Source organism: Planococcus chinensis (genome assembly GCF_020071995.1).
Taxonomy (GTDB): Bacteria; Bacillota; Bacilli; order Bacillales_A; family Planococcaceae; genus Planococcus; species Planococcus chinensis_A.
Map to the genome: position 1 here is coordinate 50,840 of NZ_JABWTK010000014.1, position 14,642 is coordinate 65,481.

Annotated in this window: 15 protein-coding genes, 1 rRNA gene and 1 other annotated feature; all 16 genes read right to left on the minus strand. The window is 45.9% G+C overall.

Annotated features, from left to right (window positions below):
* Positions 1-3 precede the first annotated feature (3 nt).
* Positions 4-513, minus strand: a complete 510-nt coding sequence (locus HU147_RS17310) for an NYN domain-containing protein (protein ID WP_224077360.1) — start codon at positions 511-513, stop codon at positions 4-6.
* Between the two features lie 4 nt (positions 514-517).
* Positions 518-1,270, minus strand: coding sequence for a 23S rRNA (guanosine(2251)-2'-O)-methyltransferase RlmB (gene rlmB, locus HU147_RS17315; protein ID WP_036803845.1), 753 nt, complete (start codon positions 1,268-1,270; stop codon positions 518-520).
* A complete protein-coding gene (locus HU147_RS17320) occupies positions 1,267-1,686 on the minus strand; it encodes a Mini-ribonuclease 3 (protein WP_317985525.1) in 420 nt (139 codons plus the stop codon). The genes rlmB and HU147_RS17320 overlap by 4 nt, the downstream gene beginning before the upstream one ends.
* A gap of 4 nt (positions 1,687-1,690) precedes the next feature.
* Positions 1,691-3,091 (minus strand): cysteine--tRNA ligase, encoded by a 1,401-nt coding sequence (gene cysS, locus HU147_RS17325; RefSeq protein ID WP_224077361.1) that lies wholly within the window; start codon positions 3,089-3,091, stop codon positions 1,691-1,693.
* Entirely contained in the window at positions 3,088-3,750 is a 663-nt protein-coding gene (gene cysE / locus HU147_RS17330; RefSeq protein WP_224077362.1) for a serine O-acetyltransferase, read from the minus strand. The genes cysS and cysE overlap by 4 nt, the downstream gene beginning before the upstream one ends.
* Before the next feature lie 52 nt (positions 3,751-3,802).
* Positions 3,803-4,020, minus strand: a binding site (T-box leader).
* A 63-nt stretch (positions 4,021-4,083) separates the two neighbouring features.
* Entirely contained in the window at positions 4,084-5,547 is a 1,464-nt protein-coding gene (gltX, locus tag HU147_RS17335) for a glutamate--tRNA ligase (RefSeq protein ID WP_224077363.1), read from the minus strand.
* A 40-nt stretch (positions 5,548-5,587) separates the two neighbouring features.
* Positions 5,588-6,088: a 2-C-methyl-D-erythritol 2,4-cyclodiphosphate synthase gene (gene ispF, locus HU147_RS17340; protein ID WP_224077372.1), complete on the minus strand. Its 501-nt coding sequence runs from the start codon at positions 6,086-6,088 to the stop codon at positions 5,588-5,590.
* Complete coding sequence (gene ispD, locus HU147_RS17345) at positions 6,085-6,780, minus strand: 2-C-methyl-D-erythritol 4-phosphate cytidylyltransferase (protein WP_224077364.1); 696 nt, start codon at positions 6,778-6,780, stop codon at positions 6,085-6,087. Before ispD ends, ispF begins: the two co-directional genes overlap by 4 nt.
* Before the next feature lie 13 nt (positions 6,781-6,793).
* The gene (locus HU147_RS17350) at positions 6,794-7,897 is read right to left on the minus strand and encodes a PIN/TRAM domain-containing protein (RefSeq protein WP_224077365.1); all 1,104 of its coding nucleotides are present in this window, start codon (positions 7,895-7,897) and stop codon (positions 6,794-6,796) included.
* Between the two features lie 103 nt (positions 7,898-8,000).
* The gene (radA, locus tag HU147_RS17355) at positions 8,001-9,377 is read right to left on the minus strand and encodes a DNA repair protein RadA (protein ID WP_224077366.1); all 1,377 of its coding nucleotides are present in this window, start codon (positions 9,375-9,377) and stop codon (positions 8,001-8,003) included.
* Between the two features lie 64 nt (positions 9,378-9,441).
* Positions 9,442-11,889 (minus strand): ATP-dependent protease ATP-binding subunit ClpC, encoded by a 2,448-nt coding sequence (clpC, locus tag HU147_RS17360; RefSeq protein WP_224077367.1) that lies wholly within the window; start codon positions 11,887-11,889, stop codon positions 9,442-9,444.
* A complete protein-coding gene (locus HU147_RS17365) occupies positions 11,886-12,977 on the minus strand; it encodes a protein arginine kinase (protein ID WP_224077368.1) in 1,092 nt (363 codons plus the stop codon). The genes clpC and HU147_RS17365 overlap by 4 nt, the downstream gene beginning before the upstream one ends.
* The gene (locus HU147_RS17370; protein WP_224077369.1) at positions 12,967-13,500 is read right to left on the minus strand and encodes a UvrB/UvrC motif-containing protein; all 534 of its coding nucleotides are present in this window, start codon (positions 13,498-13,500) and stop codon (positions 12,967-12,969) included. The genes HU147_RS17365 and HU147_RS17370 overlap by 11 nt, the downstream gene beginning before the upstream one ends.
* A 20-nt stretch (positions 13,501-13,520) precedes the next feature.
* Positions 13,521-13,982: a CtsR family transcriptional regulator gene (locus tag HU147_RS17375; protein WP_224077373.1), complete on the minus strand. Its 462-nt coding sequence runs from the start codon at positions 13,980-13,982 to the stop codon at positions 13,521-13,523.
* Positions 13,983-14,138: 156 nt separating this feature from the next.
* Entirely contained in the window at positions 14,139-14,384 is a 246-nt protein-coding gene (locus HU147_RS17380; protein WP_224077370.1) for a hypothetical protein, read from the minus strand.
* A 163-nt stretch (positions 14,385-14,547) separates the two neighbouring features.
* Positions 14,548-14,642: ribosomal RNA gene (gene rrf / locus HU147_RS17385) — 5S ribosomal RNA — on the minus strand; the annotation flags it as partial.

Sequence of the window (14,642 nt, forward strand, 5' to 3'; positions counted from 1 at the left end):
CTATCATTTCTGCCCGCGTCTCCATTTTTCAAAAACTTCTGTCACTTCATCCGAAAGTGAAATCTTGGAAAAAGCCCGCTGTTCCTGGATTTCTTTCACTTTTTTTGAAATATTCTGTTGTATTTCATCCATCTCAATTTTTAATTCCCGGGCAGAAATCCGCAAAGCCCCTTTGCCGAATATCACACGCTGTTCCGTCATATCGGATGTAGCCACATGAATCTGGTCTCGGCGGTTGCTCAAGCTTGTGGCCAATTTTTCAATCCGCTCATCTGCCGTTTCGCTTTCTTTCGTGTAAATCACTTCAATATCGTGCCGCTTGTTTTTCGCTTCTATCCCAGGGACCAGATGGGCGTCAAATACAATAATGACACGCCATCCTTTATAGCTTTGATACTCAGCCATTTGCTCAACGAGCCGGTCCCTGGCATCGGCGAGCTTTTCTTTTTTCAATTCCTTCAGTTCTGACCAGTCTCCAATGATGTTATATCCATCAACCAGTAGAATGTCCATGGCATCAACCCAGTGGATTGCGCTTCCTATAGACTTCGTACATCAAAAGGCTGGCAGCAACAGAAGCATTCAACGATGTCACGTGGCCAACCATCGGCAGCTGATACAAAAAATCGCATTTATCACGGAGAATCCGGCTCATGCCTTTTCCTTCGCTGCCAATGATGACCGCAAGCGGCAAGCCCGCATCCATATTGCGGTAATCCGTGGATTCCTTGGCATCGGTCCCGGCAATCCAAACACCGCGTTTTTTCAGTTCATCCACCACTTGCGACAGATTATTGACCCGCACGACCGGTACGTGTTCAATGGCGCCCGTTGAAGACTTCGCTACAACTGCGGTCAAGCCAACGGCCCGGCGTTTCGGAATGATGATGCCGTGCACTCCGATGGCATCGGCCGTTCTCATGATCGACCCCAAGTTATGCGGATCTTCCAGTTCATCCAGTATCAAGAAGAATGGATCTTCTGAACGCGCTTCGGCTGCTTTGAACAAATCTTCCAATTCCGCATAATTGTAAGCTGCCACCGCTGCTGCAATGCCCTGGTGATTGGAATCTGTCAATCCATCGATCTTTTTCTTCGGAACAAACTGGACCAAAACGCCTTTCTCTTTTGCCAGCTGCAGCAATTCTGTGATTCCTTTTTTCTGGACGCCTTCAGCCACCCAGATTTTATTGACGTCCCGGTCGGCGCGCAATGCTTCCAATACAGGGTTTTTGCCGCCGATGATTTCGGGTGTTAGTTCCTCGCTCATTTGACCACTCCTCTCAGCTCTTCTACGATATCGATCGCATACGCAATAATTTCATTGACCCGCTCCTGCTGCTCTTTTAAATACAGCCAACCGAGCACCGCTTCAAATGCAGTACTGAAATTGTAGGTTTGGACATCGGTGTTTTTCGGCACCGATCCCGATTTTGCGTTGCGCCCTCTTCTCATAACAGCCAGTTCCGCTTCGGTCAAAAACTCTTCTTCCGTCAAGCGCTTCAGCACCATCGCTTGTGCTTTGGCCGAAACAAATGTTGTCGACTGGCGGTGAAGGATATTCGGTTTAGCGCGGCCTGAACGCAGAAGATGCTCACGCACCGCCTGCTCATAAACCGCATCGCCCATATAGGCAAGAGCCAACGCGTTCAATTGGTCAACGTCGCTGTTTCGTAATACGTTCACGCCGTTACCCCCTTTTCCAACGCGTGCCTTGCGCTGTATCTTCTAAGATGATGTTCTTTTCCTTGAACAAGTCACGGATTTCATCCGCTCTTGCAAAATCACGGTTTTTGCGGGCTTCAATCCGCTCCGCCATAAGTGCTTCCACTTCCGCGTCCAGTAATTCCTCTTCTTGTTTAAACGGCAATCCAAGGACATCCATAAGTTCGTCAAACATAGCGATGAACGCTTCAAGCACTTCGGAAGCTGTCTGTTTTTCCAATAAGTACGTATTGGACAAGCGGGATAAATCAAAGATCTTTGAAATGCCGGCTGCTGTATTGAAATCATCGTCCATTGTTTCGATAAAGGCTTCCCGAACGCCGTTGATTTTAGCCAGCCAGATATCGGAATGGTCGCCTAAGTCAGCAGACGTCTCCAATCGATGCTTCAGATTCGCGTAAGCGGTGCGCAAACGTTCAAGGCCTGCAATCGCATCTTCCACTAAGCTCTGGGAATAGTTGATCGGATGGCGGTAATGCACCGACAGCATGAACATGCGAAGCACTTGTGGATCCAGCTCTTTTAGAATGTCATTGACCAATACGAAGTTGTTCAGCGACTTGGACATTTTTTCGTTATCGATATTGATGTAGCCGTTGTGCATCCAGTAGCGGGCAAAAGTCTTGCCCGTCAATGCTTCCGACTGGGCAATTTCATTTTCATGATGTGGGAACGTTAAATCCTGTCCGCCTGCATGGATGTCAATCGTATCCCCTAAATGCTCACGCGCCATAACGGAACATTCGATGTGCCAGCCAGGGCGTCCTGCTCCCCACGGGCTTTCCCATGAGATCTCACCGGGTTTTGCCGATTTCCATAACGCAAAATCCAGCGCGTCTTCTTTTTTATCGCCGGTTTCAATACGGGCGCCGATCTTCAGTTCATCTACCGACTGATGCGACAATTTGCCGTAGCCCTCGAATTTGCGGGTGCGGTAGTAAATATCCCCTTGCGATTCATAAGCATAGCCTTTTTCAACCAGCACTTCGATAAAATCGATAATTTGCGGGATATGGTCCATTACACGTGGGTGGACATCCGCTTCTGCACAGCCAAGCGCTTTTGTGTCTTCAAAATAGGCCTTGATAAACCGTTCGGCAATCTGCGGCACTTCCTCGCCCAGCTCGTTGGCTGCACGGATCAATTTATCATCGACATCTGTGAAATTGGAAACATACGTCACATCAAATCCACGGTAAGCAAGATAGCGGCGAACCGTGTCATATACAATTACCGGCCGTGCATTGCCGATATGGATGTAGTTGTAAACCGTCGGACCACATACATACATTTTTACTTTTCCCTTTTCCAACGGGATAAACTCTTCTTTTTGGCGCGTCAATGAATTAAAAATTTGAATCGTCATTTGGAGCAACCTTCTTTCTTCAGCACATTTTTCAATTGGTTAATTTCCCGTTCCATAGCGGCGATTTTCAGTTCCATCGACTCGCATTTGTCCATCATCGGATCGGGCATATTCTGGTGATTCAAATCCGGCTTTACTTTTACGCCGTCCTGAATGACGACTTTCCCTGGTATGCCGACAACCGTAGCGTTTGCCGGCACATTTTTCAATACTACTGAACCCGCTCCCACTTTGGAATTGGCTCCAATGACAATCGACCCGAGAACTTTCGCACCGGTCGCCACCAGTACATTGTCTTCCAAGGTCGGATGGCGCTTGCCGCGTTCTTTCCCAGTGCCCCCAAGAGTCACTCCCTGGTACAACGTGACATTGTCGCCGATGATACAAGTCTCTCCTATAACAACCCCCATGCCGTGGTCAATAAAAAAGCGGCGGCCGATCACAGCGCCCGGATGGATTTCGATGCCGGTAAAAAAGCGGCTGATTTGCGAAATGACCCGTGCGATAAAAAATAATTTCTTTTTGAAAAAGAAATGGGCCAGCCGGTGCGCCCAAATAGCGTGCAAGCCGGAATACGTCAGGATGACTTCCAAATAACTCCGGGCCGCCGGGTCTTGTTCGAAGATGACGTCAACATCGTCTTTTAGTAATTTCCACACAATTCCCGTCTCCTTTCTTGAGCAAAATAAAAAGCGCCTCTGTCAATTGAATGACAGAGACGCATCGTTGCGCGGTTCCACTCTGATTAGAAAGGCAAAATGCCTTTCTCTCTTGAACACCTTTAACGCAGGCGGTACGTCTGGTCTACTTGATTCGACTCAGCACTCGGAGAGGCATTTCGATGCAGCAGTGGCCCGGATCACTTTCAGCCGGTGATGATCCTCTCTTTGGAGCTTGCTGCATGTACTTCTTCTCGTCAACGATTTCCTAATAGTAAGTCCATTTTACACGTTTGGACCGATAAGTCAATTTTATCCGCTTTTGCTTTAAGCTTACGCTTTAACGAATTGGGAAACGCGGGCAATTGATTTCTCCTTGCCCAATAAAGCGATCGAATCCGGCAATTCCGGGCCATGTGATTGGCCGGTTGTAACGACACGGATCGGCATAAACAAGTTTTTGCCTTTATGGCCGGTCGCTTTTTGCACCGCTTTGATGGCTGCTTTGATTTCTGCCGGCTCAAAGGTTTCCAGTGATTCCAGCTGCTCTTTGAAAGCCGCCATTACTTCCGGAACTTGTTCCCCTGCCAAGACTTCTTGCTCAGCTTCGCCGTAAGACAATTCATCTGAGAAGAACAAATCGGACAGTTCCACAATCTCCGCCCCAAAGCTCATTTGGTCGTGGTACAAAGCAATTAGTTTTTCAGCCCAAACTGCTTGTTCTTCTGTCAGCGTTTCAGGCAATTTGCCGACTTTTTGCAAATGAGGAAGCGACAGCTTCACCACTTCTTCGAGCGGCAATTGCTTGATGTATTGGTTGTTCATCCACATCAATTTTTGCTTATCAAACATAGATGGCGATTTCGACAAACGCTTCACATCGAAAATGCGGATCAGTTCTTCTTTTGAGAAGATCTCTTCTTCGCCTTCTGGAGACCATCCTAAGAGCGCAAAGAAATTGAATAGCGCTTCCGGAATATAGCCCAGCTCTTTGTATTGGGAAATAAACTGCAAGATCGACTCATCGCGTTTCGACAGTTTTTTGCGGTCTTCGTTGATGATCAATGTCATGTGGCCAAATGATGGGTATTCCCAGCCAAAGGCATCAAAAACCATCAATTGTTTCGGTGTGTTCGACAAATGCTCTTCACCGCGGAAAATGTGCGTCATTTTCATCAAATGGTCATCTATGACCACCGCAAAGTTGTACGTCGGAATGCCGTTTGTTTTCACAAGCACCCAGTCGCCAACGTCTTTCGATTCGAAAGAAACGGTGCCGCGCACCAAGTCTTCGAACTCATACGTTACGTCAGCCGGCACTTTCATGCGCAGCGTATACGGCAAACCAGCCGCTTCTTTTTCTGCTACTTCTTCAGCAGTCAGATTGCGGCAAGTGCCTGCGTATTGCGGTGCAGCAATGCCTGATGCTTTTTGCGCTTCACGTTCTGCTTCCAGTTTTTCCGGCGTACAGAAACATTTATAAGCCGTACCGTTTTCAAGCATTTCAGCAGCATAGCCTTTGTAAATATCCAAACGTTCCATTTGGCGGTACGGGCCATACTCTCCGCCAATATCCACGGACTCATCATAATCGATGCCGAGCCATTTCAGGTTGTCCAGCTGCGACAACTCGCCTGCTTCGATATTGCGGGCAATATCGGTATCTTCAATGCGGACGATAAATTTGCCGTTGTGGTGGCGTGCATATAAATAGTTGAAAAGCGCTGTGCGGGCACCGCCGATATGTAAGTGGCCAGTCGGGCTTGGCGCATAGCGTACGCGTACTTCTTGTGTCATCTTTTTTCCTCCTAAATGAATAACAGTATCTCCTATTCTATCACTCTGGCGCGTCCAGCGAAAGCGGGCGTTCCACCAATAAGATTACAGCAAGAGCCGCAATCCCTTCTTCGCGTCCGGTAAATCCAAGGTGTTCAGAAGTCGTCGCCTTCACATTGACCTGGGAAATGTCCGCTTCAAGCAAACTCGCAATCGATTCGCGCATCTGTTCAATGTATGGTGCCAGTTTTGGTTTTTGGGCGATAACCGTACAATCCACGTTGCCAAGTTCATAGCCCTGCTCTTTCACGTATTGCCAAATATGCGTCAATAGTTTTCTGGAATCGGCATCTTTAAATTCCGGATCCGTGTCCGGGAAATGCTTGCCGATATCCCCTCCGCCAATTGCGCCGAGTGCTGCATCTGTAATTGTGTGAAGCAAAACATCTGCATCCGAATGTCCGAGCAAACCCCGGTCGTGGGGAATTTCAATGCCCCCTAAAATGAAAGGTCGCCCTTCCGCTAATTGATGTACATCATAACCTTGTCCAATCCGCATTATCTTAGTCCCTCCTGTATCTGACTTTCCAAAATGGCTTTGCCATAAATCAAATCTTCCGGTGTCGTCATTTTCACATTTTCATACGTACTTTCCACAATTTGCACCGGATGGTTCAAGCGCTCTACGAGCATCGCTTCATCCGTCCCGAGAAACCCATCTTCTACAGCCGCTTTGGCCGCTTTTAAAATCAGCTCGTACGTAAACGCCTGAGGGGTTTGCACCATCCACAACGCATTGCGGTCAACGGTCTCTGTAATAATTCCATTATCCGCTTTTTTGATGGTGTCTTTTACCGGAACCGCTGCAATGGCAGCGCCGCAAGTATTGGCGGTCTCCACTAAGCGGGTGATAACGTCTTGTGAGATAAACGGCCGTGCCGCATCATGCACCAGCACAACGCCACAAGGCGGAATCGCTTCAAGACACGCTCGCACACTGTCCTGCCGCTCCATTCCGCCGTCTGCATAACCGTGAACTTTTGTAATCTTGTATTTTGTCACATACTGATCGATAATTTGCCGTTCTTCTTCTTTCACCGCAAGCCAAATAGCTTCGCACGCTGGATCTCGTTGAAACACTTCCAGCGTGTAAAGAAAAATCGGCTTGTCAAAAAGCTCGAGCAATAATTTGTTTTTATTTGCTTTCATTCGTTTCCCGCTGCCTGCAGCAGGCAAGACGACTGTATATTTCATATTGTTACATCCTTTATCCATTCATTGAGGCTTGGCGGCCTTCACGAGGCTTCGCAAAAATCATGCGCCCTGCAGAAGTCTGCAGTACACTCGTCACAGTCACATCTATAGCCTGCCCAATATAAGCTTTTCCATCTTCAATAACAATCATTGTACCATCATCCAAATAAGCTACGCCCTGATTTTGCTCTTTCCCGTCTTTTATGACGACAACGTGCATGTCTTCCCCCGGGATAACGACAGGTTTTACCGCATTGGCCAAATCATTGATATTTAAAACAGGAACGTTGTGCAGTTCGCAGACTTTATTCAAGTTAAAGTCATTCGTTACGACTTGCCCGCCCATCTTCTTCGCCGCGCGCATCAGTTTTAAATCCACTTCACTGACTTCATCAAAATTTTCTTCCGTAATCATAATAGCACCTTCGCGCTCACTTTGGAGGCGCTTTAAAATATCCAAGCCTCTCCGGCCGCGCGTCCGCTTCAACGTATCGGAGGAATCGGCAATGTGCTGCAGTTCCGACAGCACGAACTGGGGTACGACGAACGTGCCTTCCATAAATCCTGTAGCGGAAATATCGGCAATCCGGCCATCAATGATTACACTGGTATCCAATAATTTATAAGCCACTTTTTCAACCGGCGGTGCTTCAATTTCTGCTTTTTTATTGACTGCAGTCAACTTTTGGGGAATAAGCATCGAAATGATTTCTTCCCGTTTCTGGAAGCCTACGGCAAAGCCCAAATAGCCGAGTACAACAGACAAAATAATGGGTGCCGCTGTAGCAACGATGGGAATATCAATCGTATTCAAGGCAAATCCGATCAGAAAGGCAACAACTAACCCTATGATGAGCCCAAGAGTCCCGAATAACAAATCCGGTGTCGGTGCATGGAGCAGTTTCTCTTCCATCCACTTCATAAACCTCACGATTAAATCCGCAAATAATAAAGACAATAAAAAGAAAATAAGCGCGCCGATCAAGGCTGACACGATTGCATTATTGATCCATGGGCTGTCGGGAATAGGGATAAGTTCAAAGACGTAAGGAAAAAATATGATTCCAACTGCAGCGCCAATCAGCAAAAATAAAATCTGGATAATTCTTTTTAACATAGACTCCACCTCCTTTTTTATAATTATACACATTTTGCATGAGAAAGGCTTTCAGGACCCTTGTTAGAATAAGGAAAAGAAAAAAGAGGCACCAAGTGCCCCCTCATTGTGGAAATATTTCTTTTAATGCATCATTTACACTTTCAACGCCAATGACCCGGATGCCTTCCGGGTAATCCCATCCGCCGAGGTTGGAAGCTGGCACAATTGCGCGTTTAAATCCTAATTTTGCTGCTTCTTGCACGCGTTGTTCAATCCGCGATACGCGGCGCACTTCGCCGGTCAGTCCGACTTCGCCGATGATGCAGTCATAAACATTCGGGGCTTTGTCACGGTAGCTTGAAACAATGCTCGCAAGCACCGCCAAATCGATTGCGGGCTCATCAAGCTTTACGCCACCGGCCACTTTGATATAAGCATCCTGCGCCTGCAAAAGCATCCCAGCACGTTTTTCCAGCACTGCCATGATCAGCGAAACTCGGTTTTGATCAATTCCTGTTGCCATCCGTTTCGGATAGTTAAAGCTTGAAGGCGTAACCAATGCCTGAATCTCCACGAGAATCGGACGGGTTCCTTCCATCGATGCTACAACCGTTGATCCGGCTGCTCCGCTCGACCGTTCCTGCAAAAACAGTTCCGACGGGTTCAATACTTCTTTCAAACCGCTTTGCAGCATCTCAAAAATCGCAATTTCATTTGTTGAACCAAAGCGGTTTTTCACGCTGCGCAAAATGCGGTACGTATGGTGGCGCTCGCCTTCGAAATAAAGCACGGTATCCACCATATGTTCAAGAATCCGCGGCCCCGCAATCTGCCCTTCTTTCGTCACGTGCCCGACAAGGAAAATGGCAATGTTTTTTGTTTTCGCGATGCGCATCAATTCCGCTGTACTTTCCCGGACCTGCGTCACGCTTCCCGGAGCTGAAGTTACTTCCGGGTGATGGACCGTCTGGATAGAGTCAACGATCACAAAGTCAGGCGCTACTTCTTCAATCGTATGGTGAATCAATTCCAAATTGGTTTCTGCATAGATATACAATTCCGAAGAAGATGCATCCAGCCGTTCTGCCCGCAATTTGGTTTGGCGGATGGATTCCTCTCCTGAAATATATAAGACGCGGCTGCCGCTATTGGCCAGCATCGCAGAAACTTGAAGCAAAAGTGTGGATTTCCCGATTCCCGGATCTCCGCCGATCAATACCAGTGAACCCGGCACAATGCCGCCGCCAAGCACGCGGTTCAACTCGCCCATCTTCGTCTCTACACGGGGTTCTTCCTGCGTTTTAATCGAGTTGATCGGCGTCGCTTTTTGGGAAACAGTAGCGGAATGCTGGAAGGCACCGCGCGTTCCTTTAGGAGCTGCCACTTCCACTTCCTCGACCATCTGGTTCCATTCACCGCATCCTGGACATTTGCCCATCCATTTTGCTGACTCGTAACCGCACGATTGGCAGATAAACTTCGTTTTTTTCTTAGCCATGTGGGGCCTCCTTTTCCAAATAAAAACGCCCGCCGAAGTCCGGCGAGCGGATTGTTTAACTTATTTATTTTGTTTCAGTTGCAATCGGTTCTTTCGTACGGACCACAAAATCATCATCTTCGACATCAAACACAATTCGTTGACCTGCAATGGCTGTTCCTTTTAACAATTCTTCAGACAAACGGTCTTCGACATGTTTTTGAAGTGCACGGCGAAGTGGACGTGCTCCGTATTCAGGATCATACCCTTCTTGCGCCACTTTTTCAAGCGCTGCTTCTGTCAATTCCAAATCGATGTTTTGCTCTTTCAAACGATCCGTCAATTGTTTCGACATCAAGTTCACAATCTCTCTCAAGTTCTCTCTTTCAAGCGAGTGGAACACAATCATGTCGTCGATACGGTTCAAGAATTCAGGACGGAAGGCTTTTTTCAACTCAGCCAACATTTTGCCCTTCATGTCTTTATAATCCGTTTTCGCATCTTCCAAGTTGAAACCAACGTATTTATTGTATTTCAGCTCTTCTGCACCAACGTTCGATGTCATGATGATTACGGTATTGCGGAAATCGACTCTGCGCCCTTTGGAATCAGTCAAGCGGCCGTCTTCAAGCACTTGCAATAGAATGTTGAAGACATCCGGATGCGCTTTTTCAATTTCATCAAGCAGGACGACAGAATAAGGTTTTCTGCGGACTTTTTCAGTCAGCTGGCCGCCTTCTTCATACCCGACATAACCTGGAGGCGAACCTACAAGGCGGGAAGTCGAATGTCTTTCCATGTACTCAGACATATCGATGCGGATCATCGCATCTTCATCCCCGAACATCGATTCAGCAAGTGCACGGGCAAGTTCTGTTTTACCTACACCAGTTGGCCCAAGGAAGATAAACGAACCAATCGGACGTTTCGGATCTTTCAATCCGGCACGCGCACGGCGAATCGCTTTTGAAATCGACGTTACCGCTTCTTCTTGGCCAATTACACGGTTGTGAAGAATTTCTTCCAAGTTCAACAGTTTCTCAGATTCGGTTTGCGCCAGTTTGGAAACCGGAATGCCAGTCCACATCGATACCACTTTTGCAATATCTTCGACTGTTACTTCGGATTCTTCTTTGCCTTGCTTTTCTTTCCATTCTTTTTTCGTTTTATCCAATTGATCTTTTAATTTTTGTTCAGCATCGCGCAAAGAAGCAGCCTTTTCAAACTCCTGGCTTTGCACCGCTTCGTTTTTCTCAGAACGGGCTGCATCCAGTTTTGCTTCAAGCTCTTTCAAATCCGGTGGAGTTGTATATGAGCGAAGTCTTACTTTAGAACCCGCTTCATCAATCAAGTCAATCGCTTTATCCGGCAAGAAACGGTCAGAAATGTAACGGTCAGACATTTTTGCTGCCGCTTCAATCGCTTCGTCTGTAATTTTCACCCGGTGATGCGCTTCGTAACGGTCGCGAAGGCCTCTGATGATTAGAATTGTTTCTTCTACAGATGGCTCATCTACTTGAATCGGCTGGAAACGGCGTTCAAGAGCTGCATCTTTTTCAATGTATTTGCGGTATTCGTCTAATGTTGTTGCGCCGATACATTGCAATTCACCGCGTGAAAGAGAAGGTTTTAAGATGTTTGAAGCATCAATCGCACCTTCTGCTCCACCAGCACCGATTAATGTGTGAAGCTCATCGATGAAGAGAATAACATTGCCGGCTTGGCGAATTTCGTCCATCACTTTTTTCAAGCGATCTTCAAATTCTCCGCGGTATTTCGTGCCTGCAACCACAGTTCCCATATCCAATACCATCACGCGTTTGTCGCGTAAAGTTTCCGGCACTTCATTGTTAACGATTTGCTGCGCCAACCCTTCAGCAATCGCTGTTTTACCGACGCCAGGTTCACCGATCAGTACCGGGTTGTTTTTCGTACGGCGGCTTAATACTTCAATAACACGCGTAATTTCCTGACTTCTTCCGATAACCGGATCCAAGCTTCCTTCACGTGCCACTTGTGTCAAATCACGAGCTAAACCATCTAAAGTTGGTGTGTTGGCAGAAGCATTCGGGCTGCTTCCAGTAGATGCCTGTTCATTGCTGCCTAACAACTGCAGGACTTGCTGGCGGGCTTTATTCAGGCTGACGCCGGCATTTCCAAGTACACGCGCCGCTACGCCTTCACCTTCACGGATCAACGCAAGCAGTAAATGCTCAGTTCCGATGTAAGAATGGCCCAACTTGCGTGACTCATCTACAGACAGTTCAATTACTTTTTTAGCACGAGGTGTATAGTGAACGATCGGACCGACATCTTTTTCGCCGACTCCCACCAGTTCTTTAACGCCTTCTTCGATCAATTGCGTATTAACTTCGATAGCTTCTAAAGCTTTAGCAGCAATACCGCCGCCTTCACGAATTAAACCAAGCAAAATATGCTCTGTTCCAATTGATTCATGTTTCATGCGAATAGCTTCTTCTTGAGCTAATTGAAGCACTTTTTGTGCGCGTTGTGTAAATCGATTAAACATCATGCGAATTCCTCTCCTTCATGGGTTACATTTTCTTTATTCAAACGCTCGCGGAATAATTTCGCGCGGGCAACATCACGTTCTTTGGGCTGCAGCGGTTTTCCGGCATATTGCTGAAGAAAAGCCGGCTGCATAAAAATCATCAATTCATTCAGAATGGACATGTCCATATCTTCGATCATTTTCAAATCAATGCCTAAGCGGACATCCGATAAACAAGTTGCTGCTTCTTCGGTAGATAATAACCGGGAATAGGTTAATGTCCCAAGAGACCGGTAAATCCGGTCCTCTAAAGCAAGAGGGGAATTGTTTAAAATAGCTTCTCTGGCCAGTCGTTCTTGGTGAATGATCTGTTCGGTCATATTCTGCAAATCCTGCAAAATATCATATTCCGACTTACCGAGAGTCATTTGGTTGGAAATTTGATAGACATTTCCTAAAGCTTCACTGCCTTCTCCGTAAATACCTCTTACGACCATTCCTAAACGTGAAATTGCTGGAATAATGCGCGTAATCTGATGGGACATCGTCAATGCCGGCAAATGCAGCATAACAGAGGCTCTCATTCCTGTTCCCGTATTTGTAGGGCAGCTGGTCAAATAACCAAACTTTTCATGGAAGGCATAGGAGAGATTTTTTTCCAGCAGGGAATCCAATTGGTTGGCTGCCTGATAAGCTTCTTGTAAATGGAACCCCGATTGCAAACTTTGTATCCGCAAATGGTCTTCTTCATTAACCATAACACTAAGCTCTTCATTTTCTGACAGCAGGACTGATCCTGAGTGTGTACCATTTGCCAAGTAAGGGCTGATCAAGTGTTTCTCAACCAATACTTCCCTTTGCAGCTTAGGGGTTTCCTGTATATTAATATGTGTAAACGAATGATTCAACTCATGTGCTTTATCAAGGAGCACAGAAGACACTTCTTTATCCACTTTCAGTGCTTCATCCTCCGAATATGAATAGGGAAATTGGAAGTCACTTAAATTGCGTGCCAGCCGGATACGGGTGCTCATGGCAATATCTACATTATCCCCATCATTCGCCATCCAGCTGCTGGCTCTAGGTTGCAAAAAACGTTCAATTGCCATCCGGGACACCTCCTTCAAGCTGAAGATTTAATACTTTGATTTCATCCCGGAATTTTGCTGCTTCTTCAAAATTCTCATTTTGAATTGAAACTTGCATGAGCTTTCTTAATTCTTCTATCTCTTTTCGTATCTTTAATGTACTTCCATAAGAAGCAGGGATTTTTCCGGCATGTTCAAAATTGCCGTTGTGAAGCCGTTTAAAGATGTTTTCTAACTGTGGTTCAAAGGCTTCATAACAAGTTGCACAACCGAATTTCCCCAGCTCCAAAAACTTTGTAAAAGTAAATCCGCAAGAAGGGCAAACCGCCACTTCTTTTTTCACTGGACTTACTGAGGTTTGCTGTTTAGGAAACCAATTAGACAACAATTGATGAATTGCCATAGGATCTTGTTCGAAAACAAAATTTAAGTTGTGGTTTTCAGCAGCACAGACGTGACATAAATGACGCTCCGTCATCTGTCCCTGCACCTTTTGTTTAACAATTACGGAAGCAGGACGTTCTCCGCATTGATCGCAAATCATTTTATCACCCCTTATGTGTTTTACTGATACTTTAAAGTGAAGAGCATAGCAATTAGTATCCTTGCTCTTACTTCATCTCGTACCGGCAAAGGCAAAAGCAAAGTGGAGCGGTCGATGGCACTTAATATTAATTTTGCTTCTCGTTTGGATACAACTTCTTCATCCAAGAGTCGAAAAACAATATCCTCAGCCATGCTTTGAGTAGCTCCATTTTCCAAGCGACCGATAATATCAGAAATCACATCTGATTTCTGATGCATTCTGATTCGTTTGATGCGGATATAACCGCCGCCGCCTCTTTTACTCTCAACCAAGTAGCCCCTATCTACAGTAAACCTAGTGTTGATCACATAATTTATTTGAGATGGCACACATTGAAACTTTTCTGCTACTTCATTTCGCTTTATTTCAATATGGTCTCTCTCGCTTAATTCGATAACTTCTTTCAAATAACCTTCAATCACATCTGAAATATTCCGCATCGCCTTCACCTCTTCGATACATAATATGTCAAAAGCTGACTTTGACTATATTTGACTTTATTATACACTATGCATTTTAAGGAATTCAAATAGAATGATTTGGAGAAGGCGTACGTTAAAAAAAGCCTTGAGAAAAATCCCAGGGCTTTTAAAGTTCTACTCTTTATCTAATATTCGTTTCATGAAATCTTTTGCATGGCTTGAGATGGATTTTGTTTCTTCTTCTCGGTATTTAGTTAGCCATTTCGTTCCTTCACGCCACACTTCGACTACATCACCTTCAGTAACATCATGCGTAAAATCTGTTACTGGAAAAGTGTACTGGTCAGAGTCTCCATTGATAGGGGTTAACAAAGCCGTTCTTTTATCAATTGTCTCTACTTTATACAATCCCGGTTTCATCACCATCACCTCTCTTAAGCTTTTCCCCCAAATCTGAAAGTTCAATCCTTAGAAGAAAATTAAACAAAAATGATTACTTTTGCTCAGTTGTGTTTTGAATAATAAAAAAAGAAAACACAAAAAAGCCGCCGCCGGAAATACCGGCAACGGCTTTTTTTACTTGGCCCAGCAATGTCCTACTCTCACAGGGGGAAACCCCCAACTACCATCGGCGCAAAAGAGCTTAACTTCCGTGTTCGGGATGGGAACGGGTGTGGC

Excerpts from the sequence above, each read along its gene's own strand:
- HU147_RS17380 (WP_224077370.1), bottom strand. The coding sequence starts at position 14,384 with ATGAAACCGGGATTGTATAAAGTAGAGACAATTGATAAAAGAACGGCT.
- rlmB (WP_036803845.1), bottom strand. The coding sequence starts at position 1,270 with ATGAGCGAGGAACTAACACCCGAAATCATCGGCGGCAAAAACCCTGTA.
- clpC (WP_224077367.1), bottom strand. The coding sequence starts at position 11,889 with ATGATGTTTAATCGATTTACACAACGCGCACAAAAAGTGCTTCAATTA.
- radA (WP_224077366.1), bottom strand. The coding sequence starts at position 9,377 with ATGGCTAAGAAAAAAACGAAGTTTATCTGCCAATCGTGCGGTTACGAG.
- cysS (WP_224077361.1), bottom strand. The coding sequence starts at position 3,091 with ATGACGATTCAAATTTTTAATTCATTGACGCGCCAAAAAGAAGAGTTT.
- ispD (WP_224077364.1), bottom strand. The coding sequence starts at position 6,780 with ATGAAATATACAGTCGTCTTGCCTGCTGCAGGCAGCGGGAAACGAATG.
- HU147_RS17310 (WP_224077360.1), bottom strand. The coding sequence starts at position 513 with ATGGACATTCTACTGGTTGATGGATATAACATCATTGGAGACTGGTCA.
- HU147_RS17370 (WP_224077369.1), bottom strand. The coding sequence starts at position 13,500 with ATGATTTGCGATCAATGCGGAGAACGTCCTGCTTCCGTAATTGTTAAA.
- gltX (WP_224077363.1), bottom strand. The coding sequence starts at position 5,547 with ATGACACAAGAAGTACGCGTACGCTATGCGCCAAGCCCGACTGGCCAC.
- HU147_RS17375 (WP_224077373.1), bottom strand. The coding sequence starts at position 13,982 with ATGCGGAATATTTCAGATGTGATTGAAGGTTATTTGAAAGAAGTTATC.
- HU147_RS17350 (WP_224077365.1), bottom strand. The coding sequence starts at position 7,897 with ATGTTAAAAAGAATTATCCAGATTTTATTTTTGCTGATTGGCGCTGCA.
- HU147_RS17365 (WP_224077368.1), bottom strand. The coding sequence starts at position 12,977 with ATGGCAATTGAACGTTTTTTGCAACCTAGAGCCAGCAGCTGGATGGCG.